This is a genomic window from Niabella sp. CPT15-335-S11 (assembly GCF_058792415.1).
Window position 1 is genome coordinate 1,063,261 of sequence record NZ_JBYTEI010000001.1, and the last position, 14,398, is coordinate 1,077,658.

Annotated in this window: 10 protein-coding genes; 6 read left to right on the forward strand and 4 right to left on the reverse strand. The window is 46.9% G+C overall.

Annotated elements, in window-relative coordinates; genetic code table 11:
- Window positions 1-95 precede the first annotated feature (95 nt).
- Complete coding sequence (locus AC3WS5_RS04205) at window positions 96-1,487, forward strand: peptidylprolyl isomerase (protein ID WP_492465987.1); 1,392 nt, start codon at window positions 96-98, stop codon at window positions 1,485-1,487.
- Between the two features lie 26 nt (window positions 1,488-1,513).
- Here AC3WS5_RS04205 and AC3WS5_RS04210 read toward each other — a convergent pair whose 3' ends face one another.
- Window positions 1,514-2,368 carry a TIGR02757 family protein gene (locus AC3WS5_RS04210; protein WP_492465988.1) on the reverse strand — a complete coding sequence of 285 codons (855 nt, stop codon included), beginning with the start codon at window positions 2,366-2,368 and terminating at the stop codon, window positions 1,514-1,516.
- A 210-nt stretch (window positions 2,369-2,578) separates the two neighbouring features.
- Between AC3WS5_RS04210 and AC3WS5_RS04215 the strand changes: the two genes are divergently transcribed.
- A complete protein-coding gene (locus AC3WS5_RS04215) occupies window positions 2,579-5,248 on the forward strand; it encodes a S9 family peptidase (RefSeq protein WP_492465990.1) in 2,670 nt (889 codons plus the stop codon).
- Between the two features lie 58 nt (window positions 5,249-5,306).
- Here the strand turns inward: AC3WS5_RS04215 and AC3WS5_RS04220 are convergent, their stop codons facing one another.
- Window positions 5,307-6,446: a cystathionine gamma-synthase gene (locus AC3WS5_RS04220; protein ID WP_492465991.1), complete on the reverse strand. Its 1,140-nt coding sequence runs from the start codon at window positions 6,444-6,446 to the stop codon at window positions 5,307-5,309.
- Between the two features lie 388 nt (window positions 6,447-6,834).
- On the opposite strand from AC3WS5_RS04220, the gene AC3WS5_RS04225 reads away from it, so the two are divergent.
- The 3 genes from AC3WS5_RS04225 to AC3WS5_RS04235 all read left to right on the forward strand — a co-directional run bounded on the left by AC3WS5_RS04225 (window position 6,835) and on the right by AC3WS5_RS04235 (window position 11,159).
- Complete coding sequence (locus AC3WS5_RS04225; protein ID WP_492465992.1) at window positions 6,835-7,284, forward strand: hypothetical protein; 450 nt, start codon at window positions 6,835-6,837, stop codon at window positions 7,282-7,284.
- Between the two features lie 160 nt (window positions 7,285-7,444).
- On the forward strand, window positions 7,445-9,607 hold the full coding sequence (locus AC3WS5_RS04230; protein ID WP_492465993.1) for a S46 family peptidase: 2,163 nt from the start codon (window positions 7,445-7,447) through the stop codon (window positions 9,605-9,607).
- Window positions 9,608-9,773: 166 nt separating this feature from the next.
- Window positions 9,774-11,159, forward strand: coding sequence for a M20/M25/M40 family metallo-hydrolase (locus tag AC3WS5_RS04235; RefSeq protein WP_492465994.1), 1,386 nt, complete (start codon window positions 9,774-9,776; stop codon window positions 11,157-11,159).
- A 6-nt stretch (window positions 11,160-11,165) separates the two neighbouring features.
- On the opposite strand, the gene AC3WS5_RS04240 is transcribed toward AC3WS5_RS04235, so the two are convergent.
- A complete protein-coding gene (locus AC3WS5_RS04240; RefSeq protein ID WP_492465995.1) occupies window positions 11,166-12,332 on the reverse strand; it encodes a Gfo/Idh/MocA family protein in 1,167 nt (388 codons plus the stop codon).
- A 92-nt stretch (window positions 12,333-12,424) separates the two neighbouring features.
- Window positions 12,425-12,808, reverse strand: coding sequence for a GreA/GreB family elongation factor (locus AC3WS5_RS04245; RefSeq protein WP_492465996.1), 384 nt, complete (start codon window positions 12,806-12,808; stop codon window positions 12,425-12,427).
- Window positions 12,809-13,125: 317 nt separating this feature from the next.
- On the opposite strand from AC3WS5_RS04245, the gene AC3WS5_RS04250 reads away from it, so the two are divergent.
- Window positions 13,126-14,220 carry an AI-2E family transporter gene (locus AC3WS5_RS04250; RefSeq protein WP_492465997.1) on the forward strand — a complete coding sequence of 365 codons (1,095 nt, stop codon included), beginning with the start codon at window positions 13,126-13,128 and terminating at the stop codon, window positions 14,218-14,220.
- The last annotated feature ends 178 nt before the right edge of the window (window positions 14,221-14,398 follow it).

Below are 14,398 nucleotides of genomic sequence, written 5' to 3' on the forward strand. Positions count from 1 at the left end.
TAAAACATTCAGATTATTGTTGCATTATTGTCTATTATTTTGTTAAATACCGCCCCCCGAACAAAACGTTATCGTCGCGGAATTAATTTTGATACATGTTTCAATTGACTAGAAATTCAATAGTACTTTGTCTGCTGTTTCTGATGATCTTCGGTCAGGCCGGAGCTCAGGGGCAGTCGCATAAGGTACTGGTCGATAAAATTCTGGGTGTAGTGGGAGACCGGATCATCTTAAAATCGGATATCCAGAATGCACTCGCGGATGCTGCCCGTTCGGGTGCGCAGATAACCCCGGAGGAAGGTTGTCACTTCCTGGAAAGCTCCCTACTCTCGAAAGTACTGGCGCAGCAGGCTGAAAAAGATTCGCTTCCTGTGTCTGATGATGAAGTGGAAGCCCAGTTGGATTTAAGGGTTCGCCGCTGGATCATGGATTTTGGAAGTACTCAGGCACTGGAAGAAGTAGCCGGGAAGACCGTTTATCAGTTAAAGGATGATTCACGCCCGATGGTTAAAGAACAACTGCTTGCCGATGCAATGCACAAAAAAGTAGTGGAGAATGTCCGGATCACGCCATCTGAAGTAAAAGCGTATTTTGAAAAATTTCCGACGGACAGCCTGCCCTTCCTGGAGTCAGAGTTGGAAATTGGGCAAATTACCCTGTTTCCCAAGGCTGTGAAGGATGTGGAGGATTATATCTACAATGAAATGATAAATTACCGGAAACAGATTGAGTCCGGTGCCACAACTTTTGAGGCCGTAGCCAGAAAAGTTTCCGAAGACCCCGGGAGCCGCGAACGCGGGGGAAGTTACGAGATCAATCGATCAGACAAAAATTCCTGGGACCCTGTCTTTCTTTCCACAGCATTCCGTTTGAAACCAGGTGAGATATCCCTGCCAGTTAAGTCCAACAAATTTGGTTTTTTCCTGATACAAATGGAAGACAGACGGGGCGATGATGCCAAAGTACGGATGATCCTGCGGATTCCTCCGGTGACCGACCTGGAAATTGCAGGGGCTAAAGCCAAGCTGGATTCAGTCCGGAACGATATTGAGGCAAAGAAAATCAGCTTCAAAGATGCAGCCTACAAATACAGTGATGATGAATCTATAAAATACACTGGACCTTTCATCCTGGGCCGGGATGGCTCCTCGTTCGTAAATATCGACAACCTCGATAAAGACATGGTCACCACGATTAAAGATATGAAAGTGGGAGATATTTCACAACCGGTGACTTTTGTCAACGAGCAGGGGAAAAAAGGCGTCAGGCTGGTTTACCTGAAATCCAGGTCACAAGCGCACCGTATGAACCTCCAGGACGATTACAGCAAAATTGCAGATTATGCATTGAGCGAAAAAAAGAACCGGGAGCTGGACAAATGGCTGACGAAGAAAATCCCAACCTATTATATACTGATTGATCCAGAAGCTGCGTCAAATTGTCCTGGGCTGAGCAAATACCAGACCAGCAGGACCGGGGGATTCTAACTTCGTTTCGTATCCCATAAGTTATTTTAGAATTTTTCTGAAACACCCATCCCAAATAAAGCATAGTCATATTTTACAGGATCCTCCGGATCAAATTCCCTGAGCCTGGAAGTCAGTTCCAGCGCTGCTTTCCAGTCGTTGGAGGGGCGGGTTAACAATCCCAGGCGTCGTGCTACGCGGGCGGAATGCAGATCCAGCGGACAGATAAGCAGATTCGCTGGGATCGATTTCCAAAGACCAAAATCCACTCCCCGCTCAGAACTCCTGACCATCCATCGCAGGAACATATTTAAACGCTTGCAAGCTGAGTTTCTTTCGGGCGTAGCAATATGCTTTCGGGTGCGTGGGAGGTAGTTTCCAAAAATAGTCTCATCAAAAAAATACCGGTGAAAGCCGGTAAGTGCCTTTTCGATCGTCAATTCCCCCGACTGCAGCGATCCCGTGAATGCTGTCTCTAAAGAAAGCGCCCCACGCGTCCGATAATGATATTGTAAGAAATCCAGGAAATGAAACAGGTCTGCTGCCTGAAAGGTTCGGTGGGCAAAACCCCGGAAAGCCGCCAGGTCAGGCTCGGAAAAATTCATGATGAAATCATAAGGAGCATTGTCCATAGCAGACAACAACCGGTTGCTGGACGCAATAATGCTCTTGCGGTTTCCCCAGGCAAGGATGGCCGCAAAAAAGCCCGCAATTTCAATGTCCTGTTGTTTGTCATACCGGTGCGGGATAGAAATCGGATCCAGGTCAATAAATGACGGCTGTTCAAAGTAGGTGGCCTTCCTGTCTAAAAATTCCTTCAGCGCATCTTCATTATCTGTATCCATTTGCTTTGACCTCTCCAGCCCCGAAAGTTCGCGAAATAAAGCTAAATAGACAAACATTAAAACGCGTTTTAATGTTTCGTATGACAGGGGTAAACCACCGAGTGCCGGCACAATCACAAGGGTAACAAAAGACTTTTAATATTTAGGCCGGTATGAGTAAACCTGGTAAGCCTCTAAAATGGAAGAATTTGATAAGCACTTTCAATCCGAAAAACGGGTTTCATAATTGTGTCTTTTTTCATAACTTACGCGCTCAAAATCCCAAATATGAAAAACTACAGCTTGTTGGTAACTGCTGTCTGCCTGCTTGCTTTAACTGCAACCGCACAGACTAAATCTAAAAAAGAAATTAATATGATTCCAATTATTGACCGCGCGATCTTTTTTGACAATCCCGAAATTGCCGGTGGTCAGCTTAGCCCTGACGGAAAATTTATTTCATTTTTAAAAGCCTATAACGGCATTCTGAATATCTGGGTTAAAAAATTTGATGAGCCTTTCGGTAGTGCGCGCAGGCTGACAAATCTGGAGCGGCCTTCCAGCGGTTATTTCTGGACGATGGATGGTAAATATATTGTATATGCCAAGGATAAAGGCGGGGACGAGAATTACAATATCTATGCAGTTTCACCAGCCGCTTCTGCGGATGCTACTACCGGTATCCCAGAAAGCCGTAACCTGACGCCTTTCGACAGCGCCAGGGTGATGATCTACATGGTCAGCAAAAAAGATCCTGATATAATGATGATCGGGTTGAATAACCGGGATGCTAAATGGCACGACTTGTACAGGCTTGAGATCAATAGTGGGAAACTCACGCTGCTGAATGAAAATAAGGATCGCATTGGTGGTTGGGTATTCGACTGGGATGAGACGCCCCGGCTGGCAATACGAAATCCCGAAGACGGATCGACCGAGTTCCTGCGGGTAAAGGATAACAGCTTTAAGAAAATATATGAAGTTTCTCCGCTTGAATCCGCCGGACCGCTCGCCTTTACCAAAGACAATTCAAAACTGTACGTAGAGACTAATAAAGGAAAAGCGGTAAATCTGAGTAAGTTGGTTTTGATGGATCCGGAGACAGGCGCTACAACTGACATAGAACGGGATCCTCTAAAAAGAGTCGATCTGCAATCAGCTTTCTTCAGTGATGTGACCCATCAGTTGGTGTACACCTTTTACTTTGATGACAAGCCCCGTTTGTATTTCAGGGACAAGGACTTTGAAAGTGATTATAATTTCCTGAAAACAAAATTCCCCGGAGCAGAGGTTGGCATTAGCAGCATGACGGCCAACGAACGTAAGATGTTATTTTCCACCTCCGGTGATACCAGGGTTGCCACCGTTTATTTCTTTGACAGGGATAACAAAAAGATCATTGAACAATACGTGCCGCGTCCAAAAATGAAGCCTTTTGAGAAGTATTTCAGTCCGATGAAACCCATCCGGTATAAAAGCAGCGATGGTCTTGAAATACCCGCTTATCTGACGTTGCCAAAAGAACAGGCCGCGAAAAAATTACCGTTGCTGGTTATACCTCATGGCGGCCCCTGGGCCCGGGATTACTGGGGCTTTAACAGCATGGCACAGCTTTTCGCGAATCGTGGTTTCGCCGTGCTTTCGCCTAATTTCAGAGGCAGCACCGGTTATGGGAAAGAATTCCTCGACGCCGGGAATCTGCAATGGGGCAAAAAAATGCAGGATGACATTACCTGGGGTGTTAAGTACCTGATCGGCCAGGGCATAGCCGATTCGTCACGGGTGGCTATTATGGGCGGAAGTTATGGTGGCTATGCGACACTTGCAGGGCTGGCCTTTACGCCCGATGTTTATGCGGCTGGTGTGGACATTGTAGGGCCCAGCAACCTATTTACCTTGCTGGGCACAATCCCACCTTACTGGGAAGCAGGTCGCAAAATATTTACCCTGCGTATGGGTGATGAGAGCACTGAAGAGGGCAAGAAGCTGCTCCGGGAAGCCAGTCCGTTGTTCTCAGCCAATAAAATAAAGGCGCCCCTGATGATCATTCAGGGTGCTAACGACCCCAGAGTGAAAAAAGCCGAAAGCGATCAGATTGTTGTCGCGCTGCGTGATCTCAAGCGTCCGGTAGAATACATTCTGGCAGACGATGAAGGTCATGGCTTTGCGAAACCTGTCAACAACCTGGCCATGTTTGCCGCTGCTGAAAAGTTTTTGGCGCAGCACATAGGTACAAGATACCAGGAAGGAATGACTGAAGAGGTGGCAGGCAGGTTGAAAGCTTTGACGGTTGATGTCGGCAGTGTGAAGCTGGTTGCAAAGCCATCCATCAAAGCGGCCGGAAGCCTGCCTACACTTACTCCGGATCTCAAAGATGGAAACTACAAGTATAGCTCTCATATTGCGGTAGGGGGCCAGGACGTCAATATGGTTATAGACCGGGTTGTAAAAGCCGTGGGAGACACCTGGGAAATCTCCGACGCAGCAACCACCCCGATGGGCACCATGCAGGACAAGATGGTTCTGGACAAGTCGGGCCTCGGTTTCCTCAGCCGTGAAATGGAGCAGGGGCCGGTAAAGATTAACATGAAAAAAGACGGCAAAGCGGTGCTGGTGAGCGCAATGGGAAAAGAGCAGCGGGTAGAGGTGGAAAGTGCCCTGATACAGGATGGTGCAGGAATGGATATGATCCTGGCCAGGTTGCCATTGACAGATAACTATAAAACGTCCTTCTATACCATGGATGCAATGACCATGAAACCGAAGCAACTCATAATGAATGTTCTTGGCTGTGAGGAACTGAACGGCGTGAACTGCCGTAAAGTAGAAGTCTCCAGTGTTGATAATCCTGCCGAGAAAACGACGCTTTGGATTGATCCGGCAAAGAAAATGGCCGTGAAAACGGTACAGATCATTCCTGCACTCAACAATGCGGTCATGACCGTGGAGTTAAAATGACATTGAATCAAAATAAGAAAGACGGGCTGATGAGGCCCGTTTTTTTAATGCCTGCTTTCTAACCGATAGCCTGTGCAAGGTCTTCTATCAGGTCATCGGCATCTTCGATGCCAACGCTTAGCCGGATCAGCGAATCGCTCAATCCGTTCCGGATTCTTTCTTCCCTTGGGATGGAGGCGTGCGTCATCGTTGCCGGATGATTGATCAGGGATTCGACGCCACCCAGACTTTCGGCCAGCGCGAAAACTTTTGTGGAGGTTAGCAATTTGATGGCTGCTTCCATGGAGTCATCTTTAAGTTCGAAACTCATCATACCTCCAAAGTCACGCATTTGTTTCTTGGCTATTGCGTAGCCGGGCGTATCCTCAAAACCGCACCAGTACACTTTTTTTACTTTGTCGTTTTTGGCCAGGAAATGAGCTACTTTTCTGCCATTTTCGCAATGCCGCTGCATACGAACATGGAGAGTTTTGATACCTCTGAGTACGAGGAAGCAGTCCATCGGGCCGGGGACGGCTCCACAGCTTTTTTGTATAAAGAATAATCTCTCCCGCAATTCGGGGCTGTTCATGACTAATGCACCCATGACCACATCGCTGTGACCGCCCAGGTATTTGGTTACAGAATGCATCACGATATCAGCGCCAAGTAAAATAGGCTGCTGCAGGTAAGGTGATGCGAAGGTGTTGTCGACACACATCAGTGCTCCGGCTTTTTTCGCCAGTGCGGCCACAGCCTCAATATCTGTAATATTCATCAGGGGGTTCGTGGGTGTTTCAATCCAGAAAAGTTTTGTGTCAGGTGTAATTAGTCCCGCCAGTTCTGCCAGGTTAGTCGTATCGGCATAAATGAACCGGATGCCGAAATCTTCCCAGATTTTCGAAAACAGCCTGTAAGTGCCGCCATACATATCTTTTGCTGCAATTACTTCATCGCCTGGTTTCAATAGTTTGATCACTGCATCGGTTGCGGCCACGCCGCTGCTGAAGGCCAGTCCATACTTTGCATTTTCCAGGGCCGCCAATGCGTTTTCGAGCGCGGTGCGGGTAGGATTTCCCGCCCGTGAATAATCATATCCTTTATGGACATTCGGCGCTTCCTGAACATAGGTGGAGGTCTGGAAGATAGGTGTCATGATAGCACCGGTAGAGGGGTCGGGAACAACACCGGCATGAATTATTTTAGTATCTGGTCTCATATTCCTGTTTATTTCAGTGCAATGTATAAAAAAGCGACCGCATTTTTACACAATAGTCTCATCGTTCGATATCCACTCGTAGTTCGTCGTTAAACATTTGTCATTGAACATTCGTAATTCTTCCACGCCTCCTCAACAACCGCATACCTAGAATACGCGATATTTCTTAAAGTGTTGATGTTGTAACATTTAAAGGGAATCTACGATTTATATATAGACGGCAGCAAGGCGCAAAACCTATTTGGAAAACACCAGTCAACCTGTCAAATCGTTAGTTCACCTGTTTAAATCAGGTCTTTTACCCGGAATGTATTGCAAGGAGCATTCCTGCCATCTAGTTTTGTGTTGAATAGCTGATCAAATTAAATAATTTCAAAATTGCAAAACAATGAAACACTTAATTCTCGTTGCCATTCTTTTCCTGGGGACACAGGTGATGGCATCAACTTCGGTACCAACCGTGAACGAAAAGGCACTCAAAACATTCAACCAGGTTTTTAAACAGGCGGAAAATGTACAATGGACCACCCACAAAAACGTCTATGAGGCTGTGTTTGAAATGGAGAATATCCAGACACGCGCTTTTCTGGACAACGACGGAAAGTTACTCAGAACCATTCGTTACTACGCTGAAGACCATCTCCCCGCAAGCATTCTGTATAACCTGAAAGAAAAATATTGCCACGGCGAACAAATTTGGGGAGTGACGGAAGTTTCAGGGCAGGGTGTCACCAATTATCACGTCACGCTGAAATGTAAAAAATATTGGGTCAGAGTGCTGGTAGACTCGCAGGGAGAGACAAGCGTGATATCAAAAATGAGGCGGGCTGATATCTAAACAGATTGAGGTCAATTCACGACCGAAAAAAACGGTTAAAATTATTCTCATGTAAAAAACGGAGTGGAACATTCTTGTTCTCTCCCTTTTTTTTTCTTGTACATTTGCGTGCTGCAATTTTATACCAAGCGAAATTTATTTTAAACACAAATAATACAAGATGAAAAAGAGATTGCTGGTTTTCTTCCTGTTGTTTTCAATCGTTTTCAGATCCATAGCCGACGAAGGCATGTGGCTCCCTAATTTGCTGGGACAGCAGGTGTATAATGATATGGTGAAGAAAGGATTGAAACTTACAAAAGAGCAACTGTATAGTGTTAACAAGAACTCCCTGAAGGATGCGATCATTATTTTCGGTGGGGGATGTACAGGCGAAATTGTAAGTCCCGAAGGATTGATATTTACAAATCATCACTGTGGATACGGGGCTATTGCTGCCGCCAGCACGATGGATCATAATTACCTGCGGGACGGATTCTATGCGCGCAGTAAAAGTGAAGAGATTAAAACAAACCTGACCGTTCAGTTCCTGCTCAGGATTGAAGACGTGACCAAGGAAATGATGACCGGCCTGGGCAATCTGAAGGGCGCCGAAAGAGTCGCCAAACAGAGTGAGCTGCTGGCCGCCATCAATAAGCGCATGAGCGATGCTGACGCGAGCATCGAAACCCGGGTGAGCCCGCTCTTTAAAGGCAATCAGTTCCTGGCATTTGTATACCAGATCTATAAGGATATCCGGCTTGTGGGCGCACCGCCCGAAAGTGTGGGTAAGTTCGGAGGTGACACCGACAACTGGGAATGGCCCCGCCATACCGGCGATTTCTCTATCTTCAGGGTGTATGCAAACGCGAAAAACCAACCCGCCGCTTACGACCCCGCCAATGTTCCCCTGAAACCCAAATGGTACCTGCCGATTTCCCTGAAGGGTGTCAAAGAGAATGATTTTGCCATGATCTGGGGTTACCCTGGCGGCACTAACCGGTATGAATCCGCCGATGGAATTAAACTGGCTACAGATATCAATAACCCGACATTGGTGAAATTGAGGGATATGAGACTGAAGTATATGTTTGAGGATATGAAAAAGGATCCGGCTATCAAGCTGAAACTGGCCTCGAGCTATGCCGGTATCGCCAACTATTGGAAATTTTATGATGGTGAAACCAAACAATTACTGAAATACGACGTGTACGGACAGAAACTGAACGCCGAGAAGAAATTCATGGAATGGGCAAAGGGTAAGAAGGAATATGAAAATATATTTACCGACTGGTCCAAAGCATACGATGCCTGGAGGCCCTATGCAAAACTGCGCGTCTATTTGAATGAAGGTATCATGGGCTCTCCGCTAATCGCTTTTACTTCGACATTGCTTCAGTTGGAAAAAGCGATAAGAGACGGAGCCCCCAAAGATGAGATTAGCCGTATGATCACGGCCATTGATGCCAGGCGAAAGGGCTTCCTGGGGAGTGAAGACAAGACCTCTGATGAAAAAATTCTTGCGACCGCCACCAGGATGTTCCACGAAGAGCTGCCCGCAGATCAGCAACCCGGTGAATTCTACCAGTCACTCGGCCAAAAATACGGGGATCTGAAGCAAGAAGAAACTTATAAAAAATTTGCAACGGACCTGTTTAGCCAAACCATGATTTTTGATAACAGCAAGTGGGAATCTTTTGTCAAAAATCCAACCGCCGCTGCGCTGGCAGCCGATCCCGCATTTGCCTATGCTAATGCCTTTATTGCTAACTACACGGGCAAATACCTGCCCTTGTTTCAAGATTTCACCGCAAAGAACAATGAATTCGGCAGGTTGTACCTAAAAGGGGTCATGGCGATGAATCCCGGAAAGGCAGCAAAGATGTATCCGGATGCCACATTTACCATGCGGGTAAGCTACGGCAGCGTGAAACCTTATAAACCCAGGGATGCTGTCTATTATGATTATGTGACCACATCAAAAGGTATCCTTGAAAAATATGTTCCCGGCGACTATGAATTTGATCTGCCAAAAAAACAAGTGGACCTTCTAAAGAACAGGGATTTCGGTCAATATGTTGATGCTACCCGCAAAGACCTGGTGATTTGCTTCATTACGAATAACGATATAACGGGCGGGAATTCAGGCTCGCCGGTCATCAACGGAAAGGGCGAGCTGCTGGGTCTTGCATTTGATGGGAATTATGAAGCACTTAGCCACAAACTGGCATTTGATAAGGATCTAAACCGGACTATTAACGTGGATATCCGTTACGTACTTTGGTGTATCGACAAGCTGGGTGGTGCATCCAATATTATCAAAGAGTTGAAGCTTGTAAAGTAGACCTAAGTTTAAATGATATAAGCGGCCCTGTTCTTACGGGGCCGTTTCTGTTGGATCCGGTATAGGATAGTTTTACATTCGATCCGCTTTCTGGTTACACGATTGCCGGGAAAAAAATTCGCGGGAACAACTTTTGACGCAATACGCATTTAGCTAACTTTACCGTATGCATAAGAAATTTTTGGGCGCCATCCTGTCAACTTTATTTCTGGCGATCGGCTTGATGGCCGTTGGCCAGAACCCCGACGAAATTTTTATCAGAAAGCTCGCAGATGAAGTGCTGTTGCGTGGTAAGGCATATGATAATCTGCACGTGCTGACCAAGACGATCGGGGCCAGATTGGCCGGATCACCCGGCATGTACAAGGCTGAAGACTGGGGTTACCGTGCGTTGCAGGAGGCGGGATGCGAAAAGGTTTTCAAGCAGGAATGTATGGTGCCGCGTTGGGTAAGGGGCGGAAAAGATGAAGCGCTGGCACTGATTCCCGGCATGGGCAAGAAGACTTTGGATGTGGTGGCGCTTGGCAACTCTATTGGAACAGGCGGAAAAACACTGACAGCACCGGTACTGCTGGTCAACTCGTTTGACGATCTGGAGAAAAAGAAGGATCAGGTAAAAGGTAAGATCGTTTTTTACAATTATAAGTTTAATTCTACATTTATCAGAACTTTCCAGGCATATGGCGATGCAGTAAAATACCGCGGCACTTTAGGAACTTCCTCTGCAGCAAAATATGGCGCCGTGGCGACCATTGTTCGCAGCATGAGTCATAGTGTGGACAACAACCCACATACCGGCGCCACAGGATATGACAGTGCGTACCCCAAACACCCTGCGCTGGCAATAGGCTTGCGCGATGCCGACTGGCTGGCAGAGACGCTGGGAAACGGTTCAGCTTTGCAGATACAATTAAAGACAAATGCTCATTTTCTGCCTGACGTTCCCGGGCATAATATCATTGGGGAATGGAAAGGTTCCCGGTATCCCGATGAATATATTACGATCGGCGGACACCTGGATAGCTGGGATAATGGGGAGGGTGCCCACGATGATGGCGCTGGAATTACACAGACGATCGAAGTGATGAGAGCTCTTAAAGCTGTTGGGTATATTCCGCAGCGGACTATCCGTTTTGTACTTTTTGCCAATGAAGAGAATGGCACCCGGGGTGGCAATAAATACGCAGAAAGAGCTGTGGAAAACAAGGAGAATCACATTTTTGCGATTGAGTCAGACGCGGGCGGTTTCACGCCAAGAGGGTTCAGTTTTTCCTGTGCGGACGCACAGTTTGATAAGATCATGGGATGGGCCTCTCTGTTGAAGCCATACGGCGCCGGCGATCTGGAACGTGGCGGGGGAGGTACCGATATTGAGCCGTTGAAGAGACGATTGAATACTCCGCTTGCCGAGCTACTGCCCGATTCTCAAAGATACTTTGATGTCCATCATTCCAGGGGAGACGTTTTTGAAACCGTAAACAAGCGGGAACTGGAATTGGGAGCCGTTAACCTGGCCGCGCTGGTCTACCTGGTCGATCAGCACGGGTTATGAATTTTATCACTGGTTGTTGAAAAAATCTTTCCAGATCACCTTTTTCCCCGTCCGGGCTGAATACCTGGCAGCTTCCAGGATTCTGACCACGGTTTCGTTGTTAGGCAGGGCAGAGAGATCATAAGGCGCCGGTCTGATGCTTCCGTTGATCACTCCGGCAAAATAGGTAAATGGATTATTTCGTGGCTCAGGCAGCTCTTCTGCCCGGAATGTACCGGGCTGCTCATTCTCTGCAGTCCGGATCATCATATTTCTTGCGTCCTGGCAAAAGATAGCTCCCTTTTGGCCATATAATTCCATGTCTTTCCGGTTAAAAGGCCAGTTCCAGGAAGGCTGAATGATCACTTCCACATCTTTATAGGCCAATATAATGGTTGCATCATCATCCACTTTTGGGTATATGGCAGGTTTAAAGTGGCGGGTCTCGGCTATTACACTTATTGGTTTTTCACCATTCATTAGCCAGGTACTTATGTTAGCTCCATAACATCCGAAATCTGTCAGGGCCCCGCCGCCATTCAATACGGGGTCAGTCAGCCAGGACAGAAACTCCTGGCTGCAGCCGATTTCTACCGGGCCTCTGTGGCCGGTATGAAACTGAATACGGGTCACCTTTCCAAACTGATGCTGATCCTGGATTAGCTGATGAGCCTTTTCGAGACTTCCGTACCAGGTAGTTTCGTAGTTAGTGATGAGCTGAATCCCGTATTTTTTCGCGAGGGATACCATCTTTTTTGCATGTTCCACGCTCACAGCGAGTGGTTTCTCCACCATGACATGAATTCCTTTAGGCGCACATCGCTCCACCACTTCCAGATGCCCGTAAATACTGTTAAAAGCCAGGACAGCGTCCGGTTTGACACGGTCAATCATTTCCTGCAGGTTGTTAGAGACCAGACTCATGGGGAACCCGTAGCGCCTCGAATATTTTTCAGCCAGCGCCTGGTCTGCCTCAGCAATACCCACCAGTTCAATCCCCTCCCAATTCTTTTTACCCAAAAATCCGTGCACGTGATCATGGCTGAGCCCTGCAATGGCGACACGCAATGGTTTATGTTCCACCGCTGAAGACTGTGCCATCACTACAGAAGTAAACCCCGAAAGGCATAGGAGTATTGATACCGGCCATACGTATAACCAGCCCCTGGCGGATCGGCGATAATATTTTTGCATGATTATTATATTACGGGAATGTTATCCTCGAAAGTGACATTTTAGGCGTGTCAGGCCGATTAGAAGGAACAGTGCCCCGTCAGCAATTACTTTTAAACATTAACAACTTCGATAATCTTTAGTTTTTTCAGGCCGGAAGGCATTTCCCACGTCACCTCATCGCCCAGCCGGAACCCGATGAGGGCAGCTGCCATAGGGCTGAAAATTGAGATCTTCCGATCCCTGATATTGGCATCGGAAGGCATGACGATCTGGAATTCCTTGTCGCGGTTGGTTTCCAGGTCTTTTACTTTAACAAATGAATTGATCCGGATGGTATTAACCGGGAATGCTTCGTTGCGTACTACGATGGCCCTCTTGATTTCGTGAGCGAGCGTCATCTCATCGTTGGGCTTAAGGGTTCTGCCTTCCAGTAATTTTGATAATCTGTTGTAGTCTTCCTCGCAAAGAACAACCGGCGTGTTGTCGTTGTACATGACAAGATATTTTTTGAAAGTTATTTAGTCAAATAAAAGAGTCGGCAAATCGTAAAACGGCCATTAACATATAAGATAATAGCCTGATGCGTGTAATGAATAATCCAGAATATTTACTGGCAACCCCCACATACAGCGAAGTTACGAAATTATCCCGCAAAATCCAATACGGGGCCTTCTTTTACATCACTTTAAAATCTGCAGTTTTGGCCCCGCGTTGCATGCAAATGTAATCCCCGTTTCAGGGAATTCTGAGGATAATTAGCAACATTTAACGCTTTTTTCTATATTTAATATAGATTTTCGCAAACACTCAAATGGAAAGAATCAGTAGCAATGTTATACGGCAGGTATTATTGATCCTGTTGATCGTGTTAACCGGGATTGTTATCTTGCTTAATCTGAAATATTTCATCCCCGGTGCTCTGGGCGCTATAACCCTGTACATACTTTTCAGGGATGTTTTTTTCAGACTTACGGAAAAGCGGAAATGGAACAAATCATTGGCTAGCATCCTGTTGATGACCATTTCCCTGGTACTGATCGCCGCATCCGTGTGGATCCTCGTTGAAGTATTGATTCCTCAGTTTAAATCAATAATCGATAACAAACAAATTATCATCCAAAAGTTTGATTCACTCAAGGCATTCCTGGAGAGTAAGCCCCTGCTGAACCGGATAAATCTGTCTGAGGAAAACCTGATGAATCAGCTTCAGAAAGTAACGACCTATATCCCCGGTATCCTGAATTCAATCGCCGAGATCTTCGTGAACGTGGTTACGGCCTTTTTTATTTTGTACTTTATGCAGGTCAATGCCCGGACGATGGAAAGGCGGGTGAGAATTTTTTTGCCCATGTCCAACAAAAATGCTCAGAACCTTTGGATTGAAACGGATCAGATGGTGAGGTCGAATGCCCTGGGTATCCCGCTGATGGCCCTGGCTCAGGGAATCTTTGCCTGGCTGGGATATTGGTTCTTCGGGGTGAGTAACCCGTTAATGTGGGGGTTGATTACCGGGGCCGCAACCATTGTCCCGGCGGTGGGAACTATGATCGTCTGGGTCCCTATTTGTATTGTGCATTATGCAACCGGGCATACGGCCGACGCCATTGCCCTGACTGTCTATTGTTTTGTGGTTGTTGGCGGAGCGGATAACGTACTGAGATTTACACTTCTGAAACGAATTGGGGATGTCCATCCCCTGATCACCGTTTTTGGAGTGCTCATCGGGCTGAAGTTGTTTGGGATCATGGGGCTGATTTTCGGGCCACTGTTATTATCTTATTTCGGATTATTGTTGAAGATTTACCGGACTGAATTCGGCAAACAACCTGCACTTCCTGAAGAGATCAACGTTTCTCCGCCGGCTAAGCCCAATGAAACTGAATCTGGTGCTAACCCGGGAGGATAGGTTTGGTAGATAAAAGCCGCTAGTCCACCCCTACCTTTGCTGGCAGGTTTACCTACCAAAGACAGGCCGGCTCATCCCGATGAGATCCGGACACTCCCTAACCAGTCCGCCTTGCTACGACAGAAGACATTTTCTTAAACATCAGTCCCCCTCTGGAGGGGTAGGCCTGCTTGCCGGC

Coding starts and splice junctions, on each gene's coding strand:
- AC3WS5_RS04215 (WP_492465990.1), top strand. CDS start 2,579: ATGAAAAACTACAGCTTGTTGGTAACTGCTGTCTGCCTGCTTGCTTTA.
- AC3WS5_RS04240 (WP_492465995.1), bottom strand. CDS start 12,332: ATGCAAAAATATTATCGCCGATCCGCCAGGGGCTGGTTATACGTATGG.
- AC3WS5_RS04235 (WP_492465994.1), top strand. CDS start 9,774: ATGCATAAGAAATTTTTGGGCGCCATCCTGTCAACTTTATTTCTGGCG.
- AC3WS5_RS04210 (WP_492465988.1), bottom strand. CDS start 2,368: ATGTTTGTCTATTTAGCTTTATTTCGCGAACTTTCGGGGCTGGAGAGG.
- AC3WS5_RS04245 (WP_492465996.1), bottom strand. CDS start 12,808: ATGTACAACGACAACACGCCGGTTGTTCTTTGCGAGGAAGACTACAAC.
- AC3WS5_RS04225 (WP_492465992.1), top strand. CDS start 6,835: ATGAAACACTTAATTCTCGTTGCCATTCTTTTCCTGGGGACACAGGTG.
- AC3WS5_RS04250 (WP_492465997.1), top strand. CDS start 13,126: ATGGAAAGAATCAGTAGCAATGTTATACGGCAGGTATTATTGATCCTG.
- AC3WS5_RS04220 (WP_492465991.1), bottom strand. CDS start 6,446: ATGAGACCAGATACTAAAATAATTCATGCCGGTGTTGTTCCCGACCCC.
- AC3WS5_RS04205 (WP_492465987.1), top strand. CDS start 96: ATGTTTCAATTGACTAGAAATTCAATAGTACTTTGTCTGCTGTTTCTG.
- AC3WS5_RS04230 (WP_492465993.1), top strand. CDS start 7,445: ATGAAAAAGAGATTGCTGGTTTTCTTCCTGTTGTTTTCAATCGTTTTC.